The organism is Burkholderia singularis (assembly GCF_001718875.1).
Classification (GTDB): Bacteria; Pseudomonadota; Gammaproteobacteria; order Burkholderiales; family Burkholderiaceae; genus Burkholderia; species Burkholderia singularis.
In genome coordinates this window covers 2,328,507-2,350,740 of the sequence record NZ_CP013448.1, presented here as the reverse complement: position 1 = coordinate 2,350,740, position 22,234 = coordinate 2,328,507, and the positions used below count along the sequence as shown (strand labels likewise).

Here is a 22,234-nt window from a genome sequence, read left to right as displayed (position 1 = left end):
GCCATGAGCAACTCGAACGCCATCGCCGCCATCACCGCCACGCTGCAGTCGATCCTGCAGCAAAGCACGACTGCGCAGCCCGGCTTGAACGATACGACGGTGACAATCCTGCCGCTCGACAAGGCGCGCGGCAGCAACACCAACAATCAGCTCAACCTGTTTCTCTACATGGTCGTGCGCAACGCGGCATGGGCCAACGCGGACATGCCGCGGCAAGTCAAGCCCGGCGAGGTATCGATCCCGCCGCTGCCGCTCAATCTGTATTACCTGATCACCGCATTCGGCGCGAACGACGATGCCACGCAGCCGAGCGGCCACGTGCTGCTCGGCTGCGCGATGAGCGTGCTGCACGATCATCCGGTGCTGAGCGCGGCCGAAATCGCGGCGGCGAGCGCCGCGTTGCCGCCGAGCGATCTCGACAAGCAGATCGAGCGGGTGCGCATCACGTTCCATCCGCTGACGATCGACGAGCTGTCGAAGCTGTGGACGGGCTTCGCGATGCAATACCGGCTGTCGGCCGCCTATGAAGTCGGCGTCGCGCTGATCGAAAGCACGCGCGCGGCCCGCGCGGGCCTGCCGGTGCTTACGCGCGGCGCGCAGGATTCGGGCATCGCGTCGCAAGCGGATCTGACGCCGCCGCTGCCCACGCTCACCGCGCTCGCGCCGCCCAACCGGCAGAGCGCCGCGCTGCTCGGCGCGACGCTCACGTTAAGCGGCGTGCACTTGGACGGCACGAACGTCGGCGTGCGCTTCGCTCATCCGCTGTGGAGCGCGCCGGTCGACGTGCCGCCCGACGCCGGCGGCACGTCGACGCAGCTGAGCGTGACGATTCCGTTGCAGCCCGCGCTGTGGCCGGCGGGTTTCTATATGGTCAGCGTGTTGGTGCAGCGGCCCGGTGAAACGTTCCGGCGCGAGACCAACCAATTGACGCTTGCGCTCGCGCCTTCGCTCGCGATCGCGCCCGCGAGCGCCGCGCCGGGCGACATCGTCTATACCGTCACCGTGTCGCCGCAAGTGTGGCCGGGCCAGCGGGCGTCGCTGATGCTGGGGGCGAACGAAATCGTCGCGAACGCGCATCCGCTGCAAACCGGCACGCTCACGTTCGATGCGGCAGGCATGACGACGGGCGATTACTGGGTGCGGCTGCGCGTCGATGGCGTCGATAGCCTGCTCGTCGATCGCAGCCAAACGCCGCCGGTGTTCGATCCCTCGCAAAAGGTGAGCGTGACATGACCGAAAGCGAATGGCTCGATGCGAATGCGCGGTATCTGAGCGATGCGCTCGCGAATCTGCGCGAGCGTCTGCAGCGGTGCGCGCCGCCGCGGGCGGGCGCGAGCGCCGTTGCGCCGTCCGGCGCGGGCGAGCGGCGGCCTCTGCTCGGTTTCTGGCATCGGCGCGCAGGGGCAGGCGGCGCTTCACCAAATGCGCTGCCGATCTCGCCGCCGGCGAGCGCGCCCCCAGCATCGCCCCCGCCGCCGGACGATGGATTGGGTACGCCAAATGCGCCCGATGCGGCCGATGCAACGGATGGGTTGGACGCGCAAGCCCATCGGCTGCCGAGCGCGCTCGAATTGATCGCGCAGCGCTTCGGGCTCGGCGCGTTCGAGCGCGACGTGCTGCTGCTGTGCGCGGCCATGGAACTCGACACGTCGATCGCGGGCCTGTGCGCGACAGCGCAGGGCGATCGCGCGCTCGCCTATCCCACTTTCGCGCTCGCGCTGCATCTGTTCGACCACGGCGGATGGGACGCGCTGTCGCCCGATCGTGCGCTGCGGTATTGGCGGCTCGTCGAGATCGGCGCCGGCAATGGCACGCTGCTGTCGAGCCCGTTGCGCGCCGACGAGCGGATCGTCAATTTCATCAAGGGCGTCACGTGCGTCGACGACCGGCTCGCGCCGCTTGTCGTGCCGCTCATTGTGCCGCTTACAGTGCCGCTTGCCACACCGCCTGCGCCGGCCGCCGCCGGGGCTGCGCCCGGCCAAGACGCGGCGCGCGATGCGGACCTCGACGCGCTGCCGGCGTCGCAGCGCGCGGCGGTCGAGACGATCGTGGCGGCCGCGAGCGCCCGCGAAAACGATGGCGACAGCACCGTGCCCACCGTCTGGCTGCTCGGCGCCGATCCGGCAGGCAAGCGCGCCGTTGCCGCCACGGCCGCGCGCGCGCTCGGGCTCCAGGCGTACCGGCTCGACAGCGCGATGCTGCCCGCCGCGCCGGGCGAACTCGACGCGTTCGCCCGGCTGTGGCGGCGCGAAAGCGTGCTGCTGCCCGTCATGCTGTATATCGACGCCGAGCAAGCCGACGGCTTGCAGACGATCATCGATCCGTTGCTGAGCCGCATCGGCGGCGGCGTGTTCGTCGCGACCCGGCACCTGTGGCCGAACGTCGCGCAAACGCCGCTTGCAATCGAGATCGACCGGCCGAGCGCGAGCGAGCAGAAAGCCTATTGGCGCGCGGCATCGCCCGAGATCGGCGCGGCGCTCGCGGATACGCTGGCCGAGCAGTTCGATCTGAACCCGTCCGCGATCGGCGCGCTCGCGCAGCGCGAGACGGCGGCGTGCGCCCCCGCCGAGCCGCCGCTCGACCAGCGCCTGTGGGACGCGGCCCGCGCGCTCACGCGCCCGGGCCTCGATTTGCTTGCGCGGCGCATCGTGTCGAACGCGCTCTGGGACGACCTCGTGCTGCCCGCGGCGCAACACGAGCTGCTGCATCAGATCGCCGATCAGGTGCGCCATCGCGGCACCGTCTACCGCGATTGGGGATTCGCCGCGCGCATGAGCCGGGGCCTGGGCATCAGCGTGCTGTTCGCGGGCGCGACAGGCACCGGCAAGACGATGGCGGCCGAGGTGCTCGCGAATCATCTGCGCCTCGATCTGTTCCGCATCGATCTGTCGGCGGTCGTCAGTAAATACATCGGCGAGACCGAGGCCAATCTGAGGCGGCTGTTCGATGCGGCCGAGGGCGGCGGCGCGATCCTGTTCTTCGACGAAGCCGATGCGCTGTTCGGCAAACGCACCGAAGTGAAGGACAGCCACGACCGCTACGCCAACATCGAAATCAATTATCTGTTGCAGCGCATGGAGTCGTATCGCGGGCTCGCGGTGCTCGCGACCAACATGAAGGCCGCGCTCGACCAGGCGTTTCTGCGCCGGCTGCGCTTCATCGTCGATTTTCCGTTTCCGGGCGCAGCCGAGCGCGAGCAGATGTGGCGGCGCGCGTTTCCGAGCGACACGCCGCTCGCCGGCCTCGATTACGCGCGGCTCGCGCGGCTCAATCTGACGGGCGGCCATATCGCGGTGATCGCGGTGAATGCGGCCTTCCAGGCCGCGCGCGCCGGCACCGCCGTCACGATGCCGATCGTGTTCAATGCGGCGCGCGTCGAGTTTCGCAAACTCGACCGGCCCGTCAACGAGACCGATTTCCGCTGCTCGGAGGCCGCCGTATGAAGATCGTCGTGCGTATCGAGCGCTTGGTGCTGGACGGGATCGCGAACGAACCGGGGCATCGCGCGCGCCTGTGCGCGGCGCTGGAGCAGGAATTGGCGCGGCTGGTCGGCGCGCCCGGCGCGTTCGATGCGTCAGATGCACGCGGCTGGCGCGCCGGTGCGACGCCGACGCTGCGCGCACCGGGCATTCGCCCCGCGCGCGGCGAGACGCCGGAGACCACCGGGCGGCGCATCGCCGGCGCGCTCCATGCCGGTATCCGGGGGCGGCGATGAGCGCACGCACGCATGCCGCCGCGCCGGGGTTCGCCCGCAACGCCGCCGTCGGCGCGGCGACACGCGCGGGCACGGGCGCGCGCGATGGCGGGCCCGGGCAGGCGGCGCGGCGCGTGCATCCGCTGAACGACGCCGTCGAACGCGCGCTGCGCGACGCCGGCCGCCCGCTCGATCCGGCGGTGCGGCGTTTTCTCGAACGCCGGATCGGCGCGCAACCGGCCGCGCCGGCGGCATCGGCCGTGCTCGATTCGGCGGGCGCCAGGCCGACGGGCGCCGCACGCGCCAGCCTGAGCGGCCGGCGGCCGCTCGCGTTCGCCATCGCGCGCGCGAGCGATCCGCTCGAATACGCGGCCGATCGCGCGGCCGATCGCGTTCTGCAAGCGCCGGACGGGTTCGCGTCCCGCGACAGCGCGTTCGCGGCCGATTTCAGCCGCGTGCGCGTACATGCGGACACAGCCGCACACGACGCGGCGCGCGCATTGCGCGCACGCGCGTTCGCATTCGGCGATGCCATCGTGTTTGCCGCGGGCGCTTACCGGCCGCACACGCGCGACGGCCTGTGGCTGCTCGCGCACGAGCTTGCGCATGTCGCGCAGCGCGTGGCCGGGCGTCTGTCGCGCAAGGCCGACGCCGCGCCGGATCTGCCGCCGACGGCCGAAGACGCGGAACTCGACGGCAAGCACTTGCCGTTGCCGACCGACGATCTGCCATCCGGCGACGCCGCCGGCGCGCGTGCATCGGCTCCGCCGGGCGCGGCCAGCGTCCCGGCCGCGCAGCCGCCCGGCGCATCGCACGCGCAAGCGCCTTCCGGCGCCCCGGCAAAACCGGCCGCGCTCCAACCGGCGCCGCAGCCGGCGACGGCCGCTGCCGACCCAGCCGCCGGGCCGAAAACGCCAGGCGAATTGCCCACCGGCGAGCTTGCGTTGATCGACGACGAACTAGCCGAGCACGAGCGCTGGGGCGCGGCGGCGCAGAAGGTCGGCGCGGCAGGCTCGAAGGAGCGCGCCGCGTTCATCGCGGATCAGGCCGGCGAGGGCGCGGCCAAAGCGTTCAAGGAGGGCGTGGTCGAGGGCGCCAAGACGGCGGTGAAGCTGAAGGTTGCCGAAAAAGTCATCGAAAAGGTGGCGGTGACGATCGCGGTGCGGCTCGGCGCGCAGGCAGCGAAATTCACGCCGCTGCCTGGTATCGGCGCGGTGATCGGCGGCGTCATGGCGGGCTACGATCTCGCCAAGCGCGACTGGTCCGCAACCGGCCGCGCCATCGAGAATTTCGGCAAGGGCGCGGACGTCTATGAGCAGTTAGCCAACTCGATCGAGGCAATCAGCAACGTGATCGAAGTCGCCACGCAAGTAGCGAACGTGATCGCGGGCATTCTGGGCGCGGTCACGGTCGGCATGTGGGTCGCGGCGGTTGCCACGGCGGGTGCGGTGTCGCCGATGGCGGCGACGCTCACGGCGATTTCGCTCGCGATCGGCGCGGGCACGATGGTGCTCGACGGCATCAACGCGATCGTCCTCAAGGAGCTGATCACCGTATTTCGCGCGCTGCACGCGTTCGCGAGCGACGCGGACCCGCGCGACGTCGTCAAGCAGGGCGAGGCGATTCAGGGTGCGGCAGGCGGCGCGGCCGGCTTCGTCGGCGGGATGGTGGGCGCGAAGGCGGCCGAAAAAGGCATGCATCTGGCCACGCCGAAGCCCCCGCCGAAGTTGCCGGCGCATCCGAATCCGCCGGCCGGCGGCGGCGAGGGGCCGCTCGTGAAGGCGCAGCCGCCGACTGCGGGCGGCGAGCCGAAAACGGCCGGCAAACCGGCGGCGGGCGGCGAGACGGTGCCGGCGGGCGGTGCCGCGCCGCGCGGCGAGCCGTTGCCTGCCGGCGGGGGAAGCGGCACGGGAAAAATGCCGACGGCCGGTGAGCCTGCCCGCGCGACGCCGCCGGCGGCCGATCTGTCCGGAATCAAGCCGGCGGGCGAGCCCGCCGTGAAACCAGCCGTCGAAAAACCGCTTGTCGAAAGCCCCGCCGTCGACAAACCGGGCAGTCGGCCATCGGATCGGCCCGGCGAACTGAAACCGCCAGCCGGCCCTGCCATGCCGGGCACGCCCGGCGGCAAGCCGGCCGAGTTGGAAATCCACGCCGCGCCCGAAAAAGCGCCGCCTGCCGCGCCGGAGAAAACGGCATCGCCGCCGCAAGCGGAACCCGCGCAGGCGGGCGCGGGACCGGCCGATGCGAAACCGGCGCACGAAGGCGCGCCGTCGAAGGACAGGCCGGCGGGCGGCGAAGCCGCGCAACCGGCGGCAGCGGAGACGAAGCCGGGCAACGGCGCGACGGAGCACGCTGAAACGAAGCCGTCCGGCGAAACGGCCACCGCCGCGCCGAAGCCTGAACCCAAGTCTGTCCCGGAGGCCGCGACGCCTTCGAATGCCAATGCGGAACAGGCAGCCGCATCGCCGGCCGAGCCCGCGAAAGCGGCGAGCGGCGCGCCTACAACCCCCAAAGCCGCCCCTAAAGCGCCCAAAACCCCGAAGGCGCCCAAGACGCCAAAGGAAGCTTCGGCCCCCAAAAAGGCCAACGCGCCGGACCCTGCAAGCAAGGACGCGCAAACGCCTCAAACGGCCCCGGCCAAGCAATCCGCACCCGCCAAAAAAGCCAAGCAAGCCGTGACGGCAGATGGATCGACCGTATCCGAGCCGCCCGCGCCGGCCGCGCAGCCGGCGGCGAAAAAACCGGCGGCGTCGAAAGGAAGCGCCGAGTCGGCGGGCAAGCCGGCGAAATCGCCCGCCAACGAGCCGCAAGCGCAACCGCAGGCGCCGGGCAAGCCCGCGTCGCTGTCTGAACCAGCGAGCGCGGCACCGGACAAGCCGCCCGCGGCAGCCGACGCCCAGAAGACCTCATCCGCCCCGAAGGACGGCGCGGCAAAACCCGTCAACGATCCGCGCGACGTGGCGGAATTCGAAGTGCGCCAGGCCGCGTTCGAGGCGGGCAAGCAATTGGAAACCGGCAGAAGGAAGGCGAAAAGCGGCGGCAAGGAGTTGCCGCCGCCCACCGGCGAAGTGCTCGACAAGCTGGTCGAGAACACCAAGGAGGCGCGGGAACTGAGGCTCAAATACAGCACGCAACAAGGCAATCTGGCGGGCAAGATCCTGCTCAAGAACGTGAGACGGCGCTCGAAGCTGGCGGGCAAGGGCGCGAGCGAAGGGCACTTCGGCGACGCGAGCCGCCGCCTCGTGCCGGAGGCGGGCTTCCACAACGGCAAGATCATTTCGGTCGGCGTCGAACCGGGGGGGCAGCCCAAGGGCGCGCGCACGTCCGATCTGAACATCGCCAAGAAGCCGATCTCGCCGAGGAAATGGAAAAAACTGAAAGGCAAGAGCGGCGCCGCGGTGTTCGACGAAGCGCTCGATATGAAACTGGGTGGCGGCAAGGTGGCGAAAAAACAGGAATTCAAGACGCAATCCGGCGGACTGGCCGTCTCCGAAATCACGCCTTTCTCAAAGCTCAAACGGAGCAAACGCGGTACGAAAAGCGCGAAGGCCACGGCGAGCCCGGCCGCGCCCGCGGCGGCCCCGCCCGCAGCGAAGACGCCGAAGAGCGGTAAGGCCAGCGCGGCCAAGACCGTCAAAACGGCCAAGGCGACCAAGGCGGCCAAGACGGCCAAGGCGAAGACGAAAGCGAAGGGCGCGTCCGCGGCGGCCCCGAGCGAGCCGCAGGCGTTGCCCGCGGCCGCCCAGCCGGTGGCCGATCAGCCGCTTGGCGCGGCGGCGAAGGAGACGCCGGTTGCCGCGTCCGATGCGCCGCTTGCCGCGAAACCCGGACAGCCTGAGCTGGCGGGACAGCCTGTCGCGGCCGGCCAGGAAGGTGCGGCTGCCGCGAAACAAGGCGCCGCCGCGCTGGATGCGCCGTCGGCTGCGCCCGGCGTCGAAGCCGAGCCGGCCGCCGCCGCGCCGTCGGCCCAGCCGGCACCTGCCGATGCGCCCGCCATGCCGGTTGCCACGGAAACGCCGGCGGCGGAATCCACGACGCACGAGCCGCCCGGCACGTCAGCGGCCGAGTCGATGCCGGCCGGGGCCTCGGATGCGCCGCCGTCCAATGTGGACGCGCCGTCCGAGCAGCCGCCCGCTCTTTCCGCGCAAGCCTCCGCCGAGCCTTCCGACGCCTCCGATGCCTTCGACGCCCATGCCACGCCGCAAGCGCTGCCGCCGGAGGCGGCGGCGCCTGCCGATGCATTTGCCGCGCCACCGGAATCGGAATCGACATCGGCATCCGCATCGGCCGAGCCGCCCCGCGATACGCCCGCCAGCGCGGCACCCGCGCCGGTTGCGCCGAGCCCGGCACGCGCGGCGCCCGCCAGTGCCGCCGAGCCCGCCACGGACGCCACACCAGCCGTGACGGCAGACAAACCGGCCGGCGAACCGGCGAACCTGCCGCTGTTGGCGCCGAAGTCGCGGCCTGTCGCGTCTGCGCCGCCCGCGCCTGCCGCGGCGTCGGGGCCCGTGACCTCTCATCCGGCTGCCGGCGGTGAGCCGAATATCGCGCATCCGCCGGCGGCGGGCGCGCCATCTGCGCAGGCGTCGCCATCGGCCGCCGCCGGCGAAGCGCCGAAGGCTACGCCAATGGCCGCGGCGGCAAAAGCGCTCGAAACCACGCCGCCGTCTGCGCTGGCGTCGGCGCTCATGCCGGGCGCCGCGCCCGCTGCCGGAACCCGGACCAGTCAGGAAGCCGGCAACGACAGCGGCGCGCGCGGCAAGGGAGCCGACGGCACGCCGAGTGCGTCGCCGTCCAACGAAACCGGCGGCACATCGGGCGCGTCGCCGTCGAAAGACGAAACCGGCTCGGCGGCCGCATCGCGTCAACCCGCGCCGTCCACGTCGCCCGCGTCGTCCAAGCCGCCCGCCGCGCCGCTGCCTGCGCCCGAACCCGCCGCGGACGAAAGCGCGTCCGCCGAGCCCGTCGTCGAGCGCGTGAACCCGGCTTACCAGCCGCCGCCCGCGACGCCGGACGATCTCGTCAACCTGCGCAACCAGATCATCGACACGCTCGCGGCCCGCGCGCAGACCGAACAGTTTGCGCAGATGATGGGCAAGCAAAAGGCGCATCACGAGGAGAACGAAAAACCGCTCGCCGACATGAAGCAGGGCACGGGCGACGCGATCAGCGCGACGCAAGCGCATCAGAAAGCGCTCGCCGAGCGCGACGAAGCAAACGAGCGCAAGAAGGCCGAAGAGAACAAGGCGCGCGGCAAGATCGACGACTACGCGTCCCGCGCCGGAAAGCTGACCTCGCTGACCGTTCCGCTGCGGGGTCTCGCGCGTTTCACGGGGCTTGCGCGCGCGTTGCCGGACGAGCCGGGCCCGGTGCTGAGCGTGAAGAACGGCGTGCTGAAGATGAACAGCGACGCGACGAAGTTTCTCGGCCAGCTCGACCAGATGGACCAGACGATGAGCGACCAGAAGGCGCGGCAGGCCGAGCGCGACAAAGGCATCCAGGCCGATGCGGCAACCATCAGGCAAACCGGCGATCAAGCCGATCAATCGTCGAAGCAATTGCAGGACGCGAAGGATACAACGGAGGATTTCGACAAAAACAACCAGGCGCGCAAGGAAGATGCGTCGAACCAGCAAAAGGGCGCGCAGCAAACGTCGAATAGCTTGTCGGCGCAAGCGAAGCAGAAGGAACAGCAGGCGGTGAGCCTCGCCGCGGCCATGCAATTCTGGGCGCGCGGCCATGCGAAGGCGCGCTCGGATGCGCTCGAGGCGACGCGCAAGCGCCTTGCCGACATGGGCTATCGGATCACGGAGGTACGCGAGCGATGAACCCGTGCGAGCCTGCCGATGCGTTGCTCGACGCCGCGCTTGCGCGGCTGCGCCAGGGCGATTTCGATGGCGCGGCCCGCGCGCTGGAGGACGCTGCCGGCCAGCAGGCGGCGCAGCCGGTCGAACGCGCGCGCTGCCTGCAGTTGGCCGCCGCGCTGCGCGGCGCGCTCGGGCACGCCGAAGCCGCCAGTCTGCTGGCGGGCCAAGCGGCCGCCGCGCTGCCGGACGATGCGCCGAGCGCCGTCGCCGCGCGGGTGCGGCAGGCCGAAGCCAGCGAGGCAGCGGGCCGCTGGCACGACGCGGCGCAATGCTACGGGGCCGCGCTCGATCAAGCGCGCACCGCGCACTTGGGCGCAGACGCATCGATTGCGCTGCTGCGTGCGCGCGCCGCGTGCCGGATCGCCGAGCGCGCGTTCGGCGCCGCCGCGGCCGATTTCGATGCCGCGTGCGCGCTCGCCGCGCCGCGCATCGCCGCGTTCCTGCGCACCGAGCATGCGCGGCTGCTATCGAACGCGGGCGCCTATGACGCGGCGCGCGCGGCGCTGCCGCCGCCCGTGCCGGGCGATGCGCAGCTGTGCGCGGAAATCGGCGTCGAACATGCGCGCCTCGAGCGCGCGGCCGGGCACTGGGAAGCGGCGCGCATCGCGGCACGCGAGGCGCGCGCGAACGCGCTCGACGCGATCGCGCCGGTGCCTTATTTCGCGGCGAGCGTCGAGTCGGCCGAACTGTTCGACGCGCTCGGCCAGCGCGCCGACGCTTACGGATCGCTCGCGAGCGCATGGGTGACGCTCGCGGATCTGCTCGGCGAGCCGGTCGCGAAAAGCTGGGTCGAGCCTTGTCTGCTCGCGTTGCGGCTGCGCTGGGGCGACGCGGGCTTCTTCGACGCGAAACGCACGCACGACGACCGGCGGCGCGCCCAACGCAACGAGGCGAAGCGATGAGCGCGCGCTACCGGGTCGGCGCGCCGAAAACCGCGCCGCGGGCTCATCCGGCGCGGCTGGCACCGCCGCGCATCCCGCGCGCGGCGGGCCGTGCGCTCGACGCCGCGACGCGCGCGTATATGGAGCCGCGCTTCGGTCATGATTTCAGCCGCGTGCGCGTGCATACCGACGCGCATTCGGTACGCGCATGCGGCGCTCACGCGCTGACGGCAGGCGATCACATCGCGTTCTCGCCCGGCCGCTACGCGCCCGACACGCCGGCCGGGCGCGGTCTCGTCGCGCATGAGCTGGCGCACGTGGTCCAGCAACGCCGCGGCTGCGGCGATGCGCATCGGCCCAGCACACCCGGCGATCGCGACGAAACCGGCGCCCAGCGCGCGGTGCACGATCTCGCGGCCGGCCGCGCGCCGTCGCTCGACGCCGCCCGCGCCGGCATCCATTATCAGCAAGCGGGCGACGCGCCGCCGCCCGCGCTGCCGTTGGCGGCCCCGCAGCCGTTCGGTCCGTTCGCGCCGAAACAATCGGCATCGGAGCGGCTGCTCGACGGTTTTCTGAAGCAGATGTGGCTTGCGCAGTCGGGCGGACAGCAGCCGTTGCGGCTGACGCCGAACGTCGTCGACGGCTTGCGTCTGATTCTCGGCACGCAAACGCTGCCCGTCAGCGCATCGCAGACGTTCGCGACGGCCGGCGCGCTCTACGCGCAGGTCCGCGCGTGGCTGATGCCGGGCGCCGCACCCGCAGCGACGCTGCCGAACGTGCTCGATCGGCTGGTCGCCGCCGAAAAACCGCTGTCGTCGGCCGGCGCCCGCGGCGCGCCGGCGGGCAACCCGGCCGCGCCGCCATTCGCGTCGCCGCCACCAGCGTTCGCGCCGCAGCCCGCATCGATTCCGGACCCGCGCAAGCCACCCGCGCCGGGCAATCGCTACGACGAGGCCGCGACCAAGGCGCTCGAAGCCGCGTTCGAGACATTCCGCCGCACGCAACTCGGCCGCGAGCTGGAAAAAGCGGTCAAGGAATACGTGTTCAGTCAGGAGGGCGTGCCGCTTGTCGTCTGGGTGACGGCGGTGGGGGCGATGTTCATCGCCGCGAACGATCCGAAGCTGCCCGCGATGCCGGACCTCGATCTGGGCCGCGGCATCACGCTGAAGTTCGATCTGGCCGCGAAGGCCTCCGAGCTGCCGCCGCTGCTGCGCGAGCTGGTGCATGGCCGCGCGAGGCCGTCCGCGCCCAATGCCCATGCCGACGCGCCCGGTGCGCCCAATCCGCCCGAGCGCCATATCGGCGCAAGCGTGACGTTCACGTTCGAGGCGCTCGGCGAGTTCCTCCATGCCGCCGGCCGGTTTTTCTCGGAAACGGCCACATGGATTGGCAGCGGCGTCGTGCATGCGGGCATGGTGATCGGGCGCGGCGCATCGGCGGCCGGCAAATGGCTCGGCCGTGTCCTGACGCCGGCTCTATTCGGCGCGGCGGGGGCGGCGGCCGGCGCCGCGCTCGGTGCGCTCGCGCTCGGCGGGCGCGGCGCGCTGATCGGCGCGGCGGCGGGGCTCGCGGCAGGCATCGGCGCGGGCCTGCTCAAGCAGCATCTCGAACGCGCGCAGCATCGTCAGCAGGGGCAGACATGAGTTCGTTTCCCGGTTCCCCGCGCGTACTGAAGGGCGGCATCGTGCTGCTCGACCCGGACAGCTTCACGGTGCTCGCCAACGGCATCGTCGTGATGCAGTACAACCCGGATACGTTGACGCGCACGCTGAAAATCAAGGGCGCCGAGGAGGGCGGCGACCGCTCGGAGGCGTTGCGCGTCACCGGCCCGCCGGTGGAGATCTTCAAGCTGGAAGCGGAGATCGACGCGGCCGACCAGCTCGAGCATCCGGACCAGAATCCGAACACGGTGCGCTACGGCATCGCGCCGCAGCTCGCCGCGCTCGAAATGCTCGCGTACCCGTCGAGCGCGGCGTTGCAACACAACTACGCGTTGTCGCAACAGGGCGTGCTCGAAATCATGCCGGTGCTCGCCCCGATGAGCCTGTTCGTCTGGAGTGCGGCGCGCATTGTGCCGGTGCGGCTGACCGAATTCAGCATTACCGAGGAGGCGTTCGATCCGCAGCTCAATCCGTTGCGCGCGAAAGTGAGCCTCGGGCTGCGCGTGCTGAGCATCGACGATTTGTTCTTCGCCGATCGCGGCGGCGGCTTGTACATGGCCTACCAGCGGCAAAAGGAAGCCCTCGCGCAGCTTTACCGCTACGGCACGTTCAACGATCTCGGCATCAGGGGGCTGCCATGAACGCAACCGACCCGCTGCTCGACCCGGTGCAGGCGATGCTGGCGCAAACCGCGCTCAACACGTCGCTGTTCGCGCCGACCAGCCGCTACTACGGGCTCGAACTCGCGACGATCGAGCACAACGGCCTTTGCGTCGCATATGTGAAGCGCCGCTTCGCGCCGCGGCCGGAACAGCTTCAGGTGATCCAGCAGTACACCGTCAAGCAGGGCGACCGGCTCGACAACGTGAGCGCGCAGTGCCTCGGCGATCCGGCGCTCTTCTGGCGCATTGCCGACGCGAACCGCGCGATGCAGCCGTGGACGCTGACGCATACGCCCGGCCGCGTGCTGCGCATCGCCCTGCCGCCGGGCGTGACGGGAGCCGCGCTATGAACCGCGGCTTCTACCTGACCCTGATGATGGGCGGCTTTCGCGCGAGCCCGGTGCCGCAGGCGGTGATCGACGCGCTCGTATCGGTGCAGGTCAGCACGACGGTGGGCAACCAGGGCGGCTTTCAGCTCAAGTTCACGTGGAGCAAGGCCGGCCCGCTCGCGCAATTGCATGCGAACGGATTTTTCGATCCGCGCCAACGCGTGATCATCGCGGTGACGGTCAACGGCGCGACCGAGGTGCTGATGGACGGCGTCGTCACCAAGCAGGATCTGACGCCGAGCAACGCGGCAGGCAAGGCCACGCTGACCATCACCGGGCTCGACCTGAGCGCGCTGATGGATTTGATCGATCTGACCGGCATCCCGTATCCGGCCATGCCGATGTTCGTGATCGTCGAGCTGATTCTCGCGAAATACGCGGTGCTCGGCGTGGTGCCGCTCGCGCTGCCGCCGCTGCTCGCGCTGATCCAGAACCCGATCGAGCGCTTCATGAAGCAGGACGGCACCGATTACCGCTACGTGACCAAGCTCGCGAGCGACGTCGGCGCGGTGTTCTATCTCGACCCCGGCCCGACGCCGGGCGCGAGCCTCGCGTACTGGGGCCCGGATCTGACCAAGCTCGTCGGCGGCACGCAGAGCGCGTTGAGCATCGATTTCGACGGGACCACCACGATCGACTCGCTGAACTTCTCCTACGACGGCACGCTCGCGACCAATTACATGGTGACGATCATCGAGCAGAACTCGCAGATCCCGATTCCGATCCCGATCCCGAGCATCGATCTGCTCAAGGCGTCGCAGGCCGCTCACGCGCCGACGCCGCTGAAGTTCACGCAGCTCAAGCCGGTCGCGAACCAGGACCCGATCGGCGCCGCGCTCGCCGCGCTCGGCAAGCTGTTCGAGAGCACGGACGTCGCGAGCGCGAGCGGCCAGCTCGACGTGCTGCGCTACGGCCGCGTGTTCAAGGCGCGCCAGCTCTGCGCGGTGCGCGGCGGCGGCCAGTATTACGACGGGCTCTATTACGTGAAGAGCGTCACGCACGAGATCAAACGCGGCGAGTACAAGCAGAATTTCACGCTCGCGCGCGGTGGCACCGGATCGTCAGTCAGCAGGGTGAGCGTATGAGCGCAGGCAAGGCAAACCGGTATTACGGCATCTATCGCGGCACGGTCGTCAACAATGTCGATCCGATGCAGATGGGCCGCATCATGGCGATCGTGCCGGACGTCGGCAGCGTCACGCCGTCGACTTGGGCGATGCCGTGCGCGCCGATCGCGGGCAAGCAGATGGGCGCGTTCATGGTGCCGCAGATCGGTGCCGGCGTCTGGCTGCAATTCGAGGGCGGAGACCCCGACTACCCGGTGTGGGTGGGCGGCTGGTGGGGCAACGCGGCCGAGGTGCCCGCGCTCGCGCTCGCCGGCGTGCCGGGCGATCCGAACATCGTGCTGCAAAGCACGCTGCAAAACGCGGTGGTCGTGAGCGATCTGCCGGGGCCCACCGGCGGCATCATGCTGAAAAGCACCACGGGCGCGACCATCATCGTCAACGATACCGGCATCTACATCCAGAACGGCAAGGGCGCGAGCATCGTGCTCGTCGGGCCGTCGGTGACGATCAACGCCGGCGCATTGATGGTGACGTGATGCCCGGCTTCGTGCTCCATGTCGGCGCGACCGTCACCTGCAGCCACGGCGGGCAGGCGCAGCCGACCATGCCGAATCCGCGCGTGACGGTGATGGGCATGCCGAGCGTGACGGTCGCCACGCCTTATGTGGTGGCGGGCTGCGCGTTCCCGCCGCCGCCGTCCGGCAATGGTCCGTGTGCGAGCGCGCAGTTCGTCACGAGCGCGGTGCGGGTCACCTCGAACGGGCAGCCGCTGCTGCTGCTCGACAGCCAAGCGGTCTGCGCGCCGAGCGGCACGCCGCTCATCGTCGCGGTGACGCAGACCCGCGTGACGGCCACATGAAGGCCACATCAGGCGGCGCGAACACGGCGCGGCCATCGGAGAAGCGCGATGAACGTCGACTTTCCGTTTCGCATCGATGCGCGGGGCCGCACCGCGCCGGCCGACGACGCCGATCACATCCGCGGCATGATCGAGCAACTGCTGTTCACGTCGGCCGGCGAGCGCGTGAATCGTCCGGATTTCGGCAGCGGGCTGTTGCAGATGGTGTTCGCGCCGAATAGCGCCGAACTCGCGGCGGCGCTGCAATTCACCGCGCAGGCGGCCGTTCAGCGCTATCTCGGCGATCTGATCGACTTGCAGCAACTGACGGTGAACGCCGATGACGCGACGCTTGCCGTCGTCGTCCATTACGTGATCCGCGCGACGCAGCAGCCGGTCGCGCAGACCTTCGCGAGGAGCGCGTGATGAACGGCACGGCAGCGGGATGCGAACTCGAACGTCGCCGCGACGACGTGCGGCGCTCGGCGCTTTACGGCATCGATTACGTCGAAACGGGGGCCAGCCTGAGTTCGCTCGATGTGCATTTTCTCGGCAAGGCGCCGCCCAGCCTCGATGCGCAGCAACTGCGCATCGAAGGCGGCGCGCCGGTGACGATCACCGCGCTGCGGCTCGTGCACGAAAGCGATCCGGCGTTCGACGATTGGCTCGAAATCGACGTCGATCGGCCGGGCGATGCGTGCACGTACACGCTGTCGATCGTGGATGCGGCCAGCGGCGCGCCGCTGGCGGGCTTCGATCCGCGCTTTGCGAGCGCGACGTTCAGCTTCGCCGCGTCGTGCCCGTCCGATCTCGATTGCTGCGCGCCGCCCGCGTGCGCGGCAGCCGCGCGCACCGCGCCCGATATCGACTATCTCGCGAAGGACTATGACAGCTTTCGCAGGCTGATCACCGACCGGCTCGCGCTGACGATGCCTGACTGGCAAGAGTCGCATGCGCCGGACCTCGGCGTGATGCTCGTCGAGCTGCTCGCGTATGCGGGCGACCAGCTCAGCTATTACCAGGATGCCGTCGCGACCGAGGCGTATCTGAACACCGCGCGGCTGCGCATTTCGTTGCGCCGTCATGCGCGGCTCGTCGATTACGCGATGCACGAAGGCTGCAATGCGCGCGCATGGGTGTGCCTCGCCGCATCGCGGGACGTATCGCTCGATCTGTCGGACATTGCGTTCTGCACCGCGTTTGCCGGCGCGCCCGACGCGTCGGTCACGCCGGCGCTGCGCGCGTCGCAACTGGCCGGCGCGCCGCCCGGCAGCGTCGAATGGTTCGAGCCGCTTTGGCCCGATCGCTCGCAAACCGTCGAGTTGCGCGCCGCGCACAGCGAAATCGCGTTCTACACATGGGGCGACGGCGCTTGCTGCCTGCCGGCCGGCGCGACGCGCGCCACGCTCGCCGACCGGTGGCTGCCCGCCGACGGCGCGCCGCGCCGCGCGTTGAACTTGCGGCCGGGCGACGTGCTGATCTTCGAGGAAGTACTCGGCCCGCGCACCGGCGAGGCGGCCGATGCCGACCCGGCGCACCGGCAGGCCGTCAGGCTCACGCGCGTCACGCCGTCGGTCGATCCGCTGTACGACGCCGACGCGGGCGGGCGTCCCGTCGTCGAGATCGAATGGTGCACGCAGGATGCGCTGCGCTTTGCGTTATGCCTGTCGGCCGTGATGCCCGCGCCCGACTGTGGGCGCCGCGACGCCATCAGCGTCGCACGCGGCAACGTGCTGCTCGTCGATCATGGGATGAGCGTCGGGGAAACGCTTGGCGCGGTGCCGCCCGGCGCCGATTGCACGACATGCGCGACCGATTGCGCGCCGCCGCGGCGCATACGCACGCCTGCGCGTTTTGCGCCGCAGCTTGGCGGCGTGCCGCTCACGTTCGCCGAGCCGCTGTCGCGCACGTGCTGCGCCGCCGATCTGATCGCGCAGGCGCCGCGTCGCGCATTGCCGCAAATCGTGCTGATCGAGACGCCGGCCGATGCGCGGCCTGGTGCCGACCCGCAATACGGCGGCCAAGGCACGGCCGCGCCGGGCGTCGACGGCGCGGGCGGCGCAACGTCCGGTCCGGCCGGCGCGGGCCTGGCGGGCGGCGCGGACAGCGCGCGTCGCGACGTTCATGCGAGCGGTCCGAGCGCCAATGCGGGCCAGGCAACCGATCTGTCCGATCCGGGCGATTCGACCCGTTCGTCCGGCACAACCGATTCGCCCGATACAACCGATACAACCGCCATCTCCATCCCCCCGCCGGCTCCGTCCATCGTCTGGACGCCCGCCGCCGATCTGATCGACAGCGGCCCGGACGATCGCCGGTTCGTCGTCGAGACCGATGACGACGGCATCGCGCATGTGCGTTTCGGCAACGGCGTCGAGGGGCGCGCGCCGGACGCCGGCGCGTCGTTCGCCGCGCACTACCGGCTCGGCAACGGTCCGGCCGGCAACGTCGGCGCCGAATCGATCCGCTATTTGGTGTTCACGTCGGACCGGTTCGATGCCAACGGGCTCGCGCCGCGCAATCCGCTGCCCGCGACGGGCGGCACCGCGCCCGAGACGGCCGCCGACGTGCGGATGTTCGCCCCGCACGCGTTTCGCGCGACGCTCGAACGCGCGATCACGGCCGACGATTACGCCGCGCTCGCCGCCGACAATGCCCGCCGCCGCGCTGAGCGCCCAGCCGCGCGATGCGCGGCGCCGTTCGAGCCGGTGCTCGGCGCGCAGGCGAGCCTGTGCTGGAACGGCAGCGGATACGAAGCGCGCGTGGCCGTCGATCCGCGCGATCGCGAGACGCTCGACGCCGCGCTCGCCGGCGAACTGCACGCGTATCTCGCGCGCTATCGGCGCATCGGCCACGACTTGCGTATTGCCGCGGCCGATTACGTGCCGCTCGATCTCGGCCTGGCGGTCTGCGTGACGCCGCAGTGCCAGCGCGCGCACGTGCAGGCGGCGCTCGCCGCCGTATTCGGCAGCGGCACGCTGCCCGACGGACGCCCCGCGATGTTCGCGCCCGCCAACCGCGCGTTCGGGCAGCGCGTGTACGTGAGCCGCATCATCGCGGCCGCGCAGGCGCTCGACGGCGTGATCGACGTGCGCGTCACGCGCCTTTGCGCGTATGTGCCAGGCACGCCCGCGCCGGGCGCCGCGCCCGACGACGTGCCGGCGCACGGCGTGCTGACGCTCGGCGCGGCGCAGATCGCGAGCCTCGACGACGATCCTCGCGCGCCGGGGCATGGCCGATTGACGCTGCTGATCCGAGGTGGACTATGACGACGACGCGAATGGCGGCCGAACCCGCCAGTTCATGCGGCGGCTGCGCCAACACGGCAGGCGTGGCAGGCGCGCAGCCCCACCCGCCGGGCCGTTCGGCGCTGTGCTGCCGCGCAGGCAGCTATGCGACGTTCTACGACGCCATGCTCGCAAGGCTGCCGCAACTGACGATCGACGTGCCGTCGCCCAACGGCAGCGGCACCGACACGTTGCGCCCGCTCGCGCGGCTCACGACACGCGAGCCGTCGGACCCGAGCATCGCGTTCATCGACGCGTGGGCGATCGTCGCCGACGTGCTGACGTTCTATCAGGCGCGCTACGCGAACGAAGGCTATTTGCCGAGCGCGCTCGAACGCCGCTCGGTGCTCGAGCTGGCGCGGCTGGTCGGTTACCGGCCGCGGCCCGGCGTCGCGGCGAGCGTGCGGCTCGCGTTTACCGTCGCCGCCGGCTTTTGCGGCGTGCTGCCGGCCGGCACGCGCGCGCAAAGCGTGCCGGCCGCCGGGCAGTTGCCGCAGTTCTACGAGACCTCGGCCGATCTCGACGCGCGCGACGTCTGGAACACGCTGGCGCCGCGCACGACCCGCCCGCAGGTAATCTCGCCCGCGAAAGCGCTCGCCGATTTCAAGAACGGGCCGCCGCTGCCGGAGACGAGCGGCATTCTCGTGACCGGCGCGGACGTGATCGACACCGTCTATCTCGACGGCGTGGCCACCCAGATCAACGCGGGCGACGCGCTTTTCTTCGTGTTCGCGCCCAACGTGCCGGCGAACCTGAACGCGCAGACGCCCGCGTTGCAGTATCTGCGGCTCGCCGCGTCGGTCGACGCGCAGCCGGCGTTCTCGCGCACCCAGGTCAGCCTCGGCCTGAACGTGCCGCCGCTGCGCACGGCGGTCCGCCAGTTGCTGCTGTATATCGACAAGGCACGCTTGCTGTTTCCCGCGAGCGCACTCGCCAGCGACGCAATCGGCATCGTCACGCCGGTCGCGCAGAATCTGCTCGCCGTGCAGGCGGCCGGCTCGGCGGGCACCGTCGCGACCGCGCATCAGATCGTCGCGCCGGCCATGTCGCGGCTCGCGATCAAGCGCGATATCGCCGTGGCGCGCGGCTTCACCCGGCTCGCGGCGTGGTTCGAGATGCTGATCCGCAGCCTGCAATGGATCAGCCTCGGCGCGCGCGCGTTCGCGCCGCTGCCGCCGCCGCGCGGCTCGACGTCGACCGGCGTGCCGCCGCCGGTCGATCATCTCGCCGCGCTGCCCACGAGCGCGCCGGCGACCGCGCTGCAAACGCTCGGCGACATCGCCGGCGCGCTCGCGACGCCGGCCTCGGTGCAGCCGGCGAACGCATTGCGGCTCGCGCGTTCCGTGCCGGCGAGCTTCGGCCCTCAGTCGGACGCGGCGCCGCGGCTGCTTGCCGCGTTGCGGCCGGCCGCCGTGGGCGTCTACCGTCAGGCGGCGAGCGCGCCCGCGGGCATATTCGCGACGCGGCCGGGCGCCCCCGCCGTGACGGCGATGACGGCTGCCGCCACCGGCATTTACGGCGGCTGGGCGTCGGCCGCAGTGCCGGGCGGGCGGGTGGAGGTGTATGCGGCGCGCGCGAAGGCGTCGCTGTTCGCGGCAAGCTGGATCGGCGCGCCGTCGACGCAAACGAACAGCGCCGTCGCAACCACCCGCTACGTTCAGCCGACGATCGCAAACGCGTGGGGCGCGGCGTTCCCGGATCTGCTGCTGGCGTCCAGCCCCCAGCCCGCCGTCGAAGTGCCGCTCGATGCCGTCTATGACCAGATCAAGCCCGGCAGTTGGGTCGCGATCCGCCGCCCGGGCGTGAGCGGCGCGGCCGCGACGCTTCAGCCGGCCACCACGTTCCATGTGGTCGTCGATCTGCGCAGCGCCGCGCTCGCGACGGGCCCGGCCGCGTCCGCCGGCGGCAGCCTCAGCACCAGCCTGTCGGCGGCGACGGGGGCGGCCGCGCCCGCAGGCAGCGGTTTTGCCGCGAAAGTCACGGTGCTCAAGCTCGATCCGCCGTGGCTGAGCGATTTGACCGGGCAGTCCGCGGCCGCGTGGAACACGGCCGTCAATTCGACGGCGCTGCTGCGGGAAACCATCGTCTATGCGCAAAGCGAGGCAATGAAGCTCGCCGACGAGCCGCTCGACGCGGACGTGGGCGCGAGCGCGGTCGATCTGGCCGGGCTTTACGAAGGGCTCGAAGCGGGGCGCTGGGTGATCGTCTCGGGCCAGCGTACCGACGTGCCGCACACGAGCGGCGTGACGGCGAGCGAACTGGCGATGGTCGCCGGGGTCCGGCAGGGGGTCGAGGCGCCGGGCAGCATCGCGTGGCCGTTCGCCGCGCCGCCGTTCGCGACGATCTGTTATACGTCCGATGCCGACGTGTACGGCGACCGGCTCGTCGTCGGGACATTGCCGGACAATCAGCCGCCGAGCGCGAATACGCCGGGCGTGCCGTCGTTCTTCGACGGCATTGCGTTGCCCGCGACGCTCAATCAGCAGTATGCGGACCAGGTGCAACTCGCCCCGGGCTTTTACGCGAACGCGTATGTGCCCACGGCCGACGAGCGCGCGGGCAGCTTTGCATCGTTCGACGGGTTGCTCGTCGACCCCGTCACGCATATTCCCTATCCGGGCGGACAGTTGAACTGGGAGAAGGATCGCGTGTTCGCGTGGCGGATCACGACGCAAGCGCCGCACACCGTGCTCGATCTGGCCACGCCGCTCGCGTACACCTACGAGCGCGGCACGACGACGCTCTACGGCAACGTAACCGATGCGACGCACGGCCAGAGCACCGGCGAAGTGCTCGGCAACGGCGACGCGACGGCGGACTTCCAGACCTTCGCGCTGCATCAGTCGCCGCTCACGTATTTGAGCGCGCCCACCGCGTCCGGCGTCGCGAGCACGCTCGACGTGCGCGTCAACGATCTGCAGTGGCGCGAACTCGGCGATCTGTCCGCCGCCGCGCCGCTGCAGCGCGCATACGTGGGGAGCGAAGACGACTCGGGCGTCACGTCGGTCACGTTCGGCAACGGCGCGCACGGCGCGCGCGTGCCGAGCGGCGTCGCGAACGTGAAGGCAAGCTATCGCTACGGGCTCGGCCGGGCCGGCAACGTTCCGGCCTGGTCGATCAGCCAGCTCGCGACGCATCCGCTCGGCGCGCAGGCCGTGGTCAATCCGCTGCCGGCCACCGGCGGCGCCGACGCCGATCGCATCGGCGATGCGCGGGCGAACGCGCCGGCGGCCGTGATGGCGCTCGAGCGGCTCGTGTCGGTGCGCGATTACGCGGACTTCGCCCGCACGTTCGCCGGCATCGGCAAGGCGTCGGCCGTCAAGCTGTCGGACGGGGTGCGTGAGCTCGTGCACGTGACGGTGGCGGGCGTCGACGATATTCCGATCGACGCGACGTCCGACCTGTACGCGAACCTGCTCGCGGCGCTGCAACGCTATGGCGACCCGCATCTGCCCGTCGCGCTCGACGCGCGGCGCGTGCGGCTGCTCGTGATCGCCGCAGGCGTCGGGCTACAGCCGGACTACGCGTGGGAAGCGGTCGAGCCCGCGTTGCGCGCCGCGCTGCTCGCATGCTTCGGCTTTGACGCGCGCGCGCTCGGCCAGAGCGCCTATCTGTCGGAGGCCGTCGCCGCCGCGCAGCGCGTGCCCGGCGTCGCATGGCTCGACGTCACCTGCTTCGACAGCGTGCCCGACACGATGAGCGCCGCGCAGCTCGCCGCGCTCGGCAGCACGTTGCAGCTCAATACGTCGGTCGCGTCGTCGCCCGCCCAGGCGACGGCGGCGGCGAGCGGCCAGCGCGCGGCGATCGCGCCGGCCGAGCTGGCCTATCTCACCGCCGATCTTCCCGACACGCTGCTGCTCACGCAGCTCAACGCATGAGGACGCCATC

14 protein-coding genes are annotated in these 22,234 nt (G+C 70.9%); all 14 read left to right on the top strand.

The genetic code is table 11. From position 1 onward, the window contains the following. Positions 1 to 3 precede the first annotated feature (3 nt). Genes AQ611_RS10435 through AQ611_RS10370 form a run of 14 tightly spaced genes read left to right on the top strand, consistent with a single transcriptional unit; the run spans position 4 to position 22,224 of the window. The gene (locus AQ611_RS10435) at positions 4 to 1,233 is read left to right on the top strand and encodes a Pvc16 family protein (RefSeq protein ID WP_069234473.1); all 1,230 of its coding nucleotides are present in this window, start codon (positions 4 to 6) and stop codon (positions 1,231 to 1,233) included. Further along, positions 1,230 to 3,443: an AAA family ATPase gene (locus AQ611_RS10430; RefSeq protein WP_069234472.1), complete on the top strand. Its 2,214-nt coding sequence runs from the start codon at positions 1,230 to 1,232 to the stop codon at positions 3,441 to 3,443. The genes AQ611_RS10435 and AQ611_RS10430 overlap by 4 nt, the downstream gene beginning before the upstream one ends. Beyond that, entirely contained in the window at positions 3,440 to 3,715 is a 276-nt protein-coding gene (locus tag AQ611_RS25530; protein WP_069234471.1) for a hypothetical protein, read from the top strand. Before AQ611_RS10430 ends, AQ611_RS25530 begins: the two co-directional genes overlap by 4 nt. Then, positions 3,712 to 9,522: an eCIS core domain-containing protein gene (locus AQ611_RS10420; protein ID WP_069234470.1), complete on the top strand. Its 5,811-nt coding sequence runs from the start codon at positions 3,712 to 3,714 to the stop codon at positions 9,520 to 9,522. Before AQ611_RS25530 ends, AQ611_RS10420 begins: the two co-directional genes overlap by 4 nt. Beyond that, on the top strand, positions 9,519 to 10,463 hold the full coding sequence (locus tag AQ611_RS10415; RefSeq protein ID WP_069234469.1) for a hypothetical protein: 945 nt from the start codon (positions 9,519 to 9,521) through the stop codon (positions 10,461 to 10,463). Before AQ611_RS10420 ends, AQ611_RS10415 begins: the two co-directional genes overlap by 4 nt. Beyond that, positions 10,460 to 12,085: an eCIS core domain-containing protein gene (locus AQ611_RS26330; RefSeq protein ID WP_069234468.1), complete on the top strand. Its 1,626-nt coding sequence runs from the start codon at positions 10,460 to 10,462 to the stop codon at positions 12,083 to 12,085. Before AQ611_RS10415 ends, AQ611_RS26330 begins: the two co-directional genes overlap by 4 nt. Beyond that, the gene (locus AQ611_RS10405; protein ID WP_069234467.1) at positions 12,082 to 12,744 is read left to right on the top strand and encodes a hypothetical protein; all 663 of its coding nucleotides are present in this window, start codon (positions 12,082 to 12,084) and stop codon (positions 12,742 to 12,744) included. Before AQ611_RS26330 ends, AQ611_RS10405 begins: the two co-directional genes overlap by 4 nt. After that, entirely contained in the window at positions 12,741 to 13,115 is a 375-nt protein-coding gene (locus AQ611_RS10400; RefSeq protein WP_231935818.1) for a LysM peptidoglycan-binding domain-containing protein, read from the top strand. Before AQ611_RS10405 ends, AQ611_RS10400 begins: the two co-directional genes overlap by 4 nt. Beyond that, complete coding sequence (locus tag AQ611_RS10395; protein ID WP_069234466.1) at positions 13,112 to 14,239, top strand: hypothetical protein; 1,128 nt, start codon at positions 13,112 to 13,114, stop codon at positions 14,237 to 14,239. The genes AQ611_RS10400 and AQ611_RS10395 overlap by 4 nt, the downstream gene beginning before the upstream one ends. Then, a complete protein-coding gene (locus tag AQ611_RS10390; protein ID WP_069234465.1) occupies positions 14,236 to 14,757 on the top strand; it encodes a phage baseplate assembly protein V in 522 nt (173 codons plus the stop codon). The genes AQ611_RS10395 and AQ611_RS10390 overlap by 4 nt, the downstream gene beginning before the upstream one ends. After that, positions 14,757 to 15,080 carry a hypothetical protein gene (locus tag AQ611_RS10385; protein WP_069234464.1) on the top strand — a complete coding sequence of 108 codons (324 nt, stop codon included), beginning with the start codon at positions 14,757 to 14,759 and terminating at the stop codon, positions 15,078 to 15,080. The genes AQ611_RS10390 and AQ611_RS10385 overlap by 1 nt, the downstream gene beginning before the upstream one ends. Positions 15,081 to 15,128: 48 nt before the next feature. Beyond that, complete coding sequence (locus AQ611_RS10380; RefSeq protein WP_069234463.1) at positions 15,129 to 15,485, top strand: GPW/gp25 family protein; 357 nt, start codon at positions 15,129 to 15,131, stop codon at positions 15,483 to 15,485. Beyond that, positions 15,485 to 18,328 (top strand): putative baseplate assembly protein, encoded by a 2,844-nt coding sequence (locus AQ611_RS10375; RefSeq protein WP_069234462.1) that lies wholly within the window; start codon positions 15,485 to 15,487, stop codon positions 18,326 to 18,328. Before AQ611_RS10380 ends, AQ611_RS10375 begins: the two co-directional genes overlap by 1 nt. Beyond that, the gene (locus tag AQ611_RS10370) at positions 18,325 to 22,224 is read left to right on the top strand and encodes a putative baseplate assembly protein (protein ID WP_069234461.1); all 3,900 of its coding nucleotides are present in this window, start codon (positions 18,325 to 18,327) and stop codon (positions 22,222 to 22,224) included. The genes AQ611_RS10375 and AQ611_RS10370 overlap by 4 nt, the downstream gene beginning before the upstream one ends. Positions 22,225 to 22,234: the final 10 nt, after the last annotated feature.

What these genes read in the sequence shown, in the direction of transcription:
- AQ611_RS10435 (WP_069234473.1), top strand. Translation starts at nt 4, where the DNA reads ATGAGCAACTCGAACGCCATCGCCGCCATCACCGCCACGCTGCAGTCG.
- AQ611_RS10430 (WP_069234472.1), top strand. Translation starts at nt 1,230, where the DNA reads ATGACCGAAAGCGAATGGCTCGATGCGAATGCGCGGTATCTGAGCGAT.
- AQ611_RS25530 (WP_069234471.1), top strand. Translation starts at nt 3,440, where the DNA reads ATGAAGATCGTCGTGCGTATCGAGCGCTTGGTGCTGGACGGGATCGCG.
- AQ611_RS10420 (WP_069234470.1), top strand. Translation starts at nt 3,712, where the DNA reads ATGAGCGCACGCACGCATGCCGCCGCGCCGGGGTTCGCCCGCAACGCC.
- AQ611_RS10415 (WP_069234469.1), top strand. Translation starts at nt 9,519, where the DNA reads ATGAACCCGTGCGAGCCTGCCGATGCGTTGCTCGACGCCGCGCTTGCG.
- AQ611_RS26330 (WP_069234468.1), top strand. Translation starts at nt 10,460, where the DNA reads ATGAGCGCGCGCTACCGGGTCGGCGCGCCGAAAACCGCGCCGCGGGCT.
- AQ611_RS10405 (WP_069234467.1), top strand. Translation starts at nt 12,082, where the DNA reads ATGAGTTCGTTTCCCGGTTCCCCGCGCGTACTGAAGGGCGGCATCGTG.
- AQ611_RS10400 (WP_231935818.1), top strand. Translation starts at nt 12,741, where the DNA reads ATGAACGCAACCGACCCGCTGCTCGACCCGGTGCAGGCGATGCTGGCG.
- AQ611_RS10395 (WP_069234466.1), top strand. Translation starts at nt 13,112, where the DNA reads ATGAACCGCGGCTTCTACCTGACCCTGATGATGGGCGGCTTTCGCGCG.
- AQ611_RS10390 (WP_069234465.1), top strand. Translation starts at nt 14,236, where the DNA reads ATGAGCGCAGGCAAGGCAAACCGGTATTACGGCATCTATCGCGGCACG.
- AQ611_RS10385 (WP_069234464.1), top strand. Translation starts at nt 14,757, where the DNA reads ATGCCCGGCTTCGTGCTCCATGTCGGCGCGACCGTCACCTGCAGCCAC.
- AQ611_RS10380 (WP_069234463.1), top strand. Translation starts at nt 15,129, where the DNA reads ATGAACGTCGACTTTCCGTTTCGCATCGATGCGCGGGGCCGCACCGCG.
- AQ611_RS10375 (WP_069234462.1), top strand. Translation starts at nt 15,485, where the DNA reads ATGAACGGCACGGCAGCGGGATGCGAACTCGAACGTCGCCGCGACGAC.
- AQ611_RS10370 (WP_069234461.1), top strand. Translation starts at nt 18,325, where the DNA reads ATGACGACGACGCGAATGGCGGCCGAACCCGCCAGTTCATGCGGCGGC.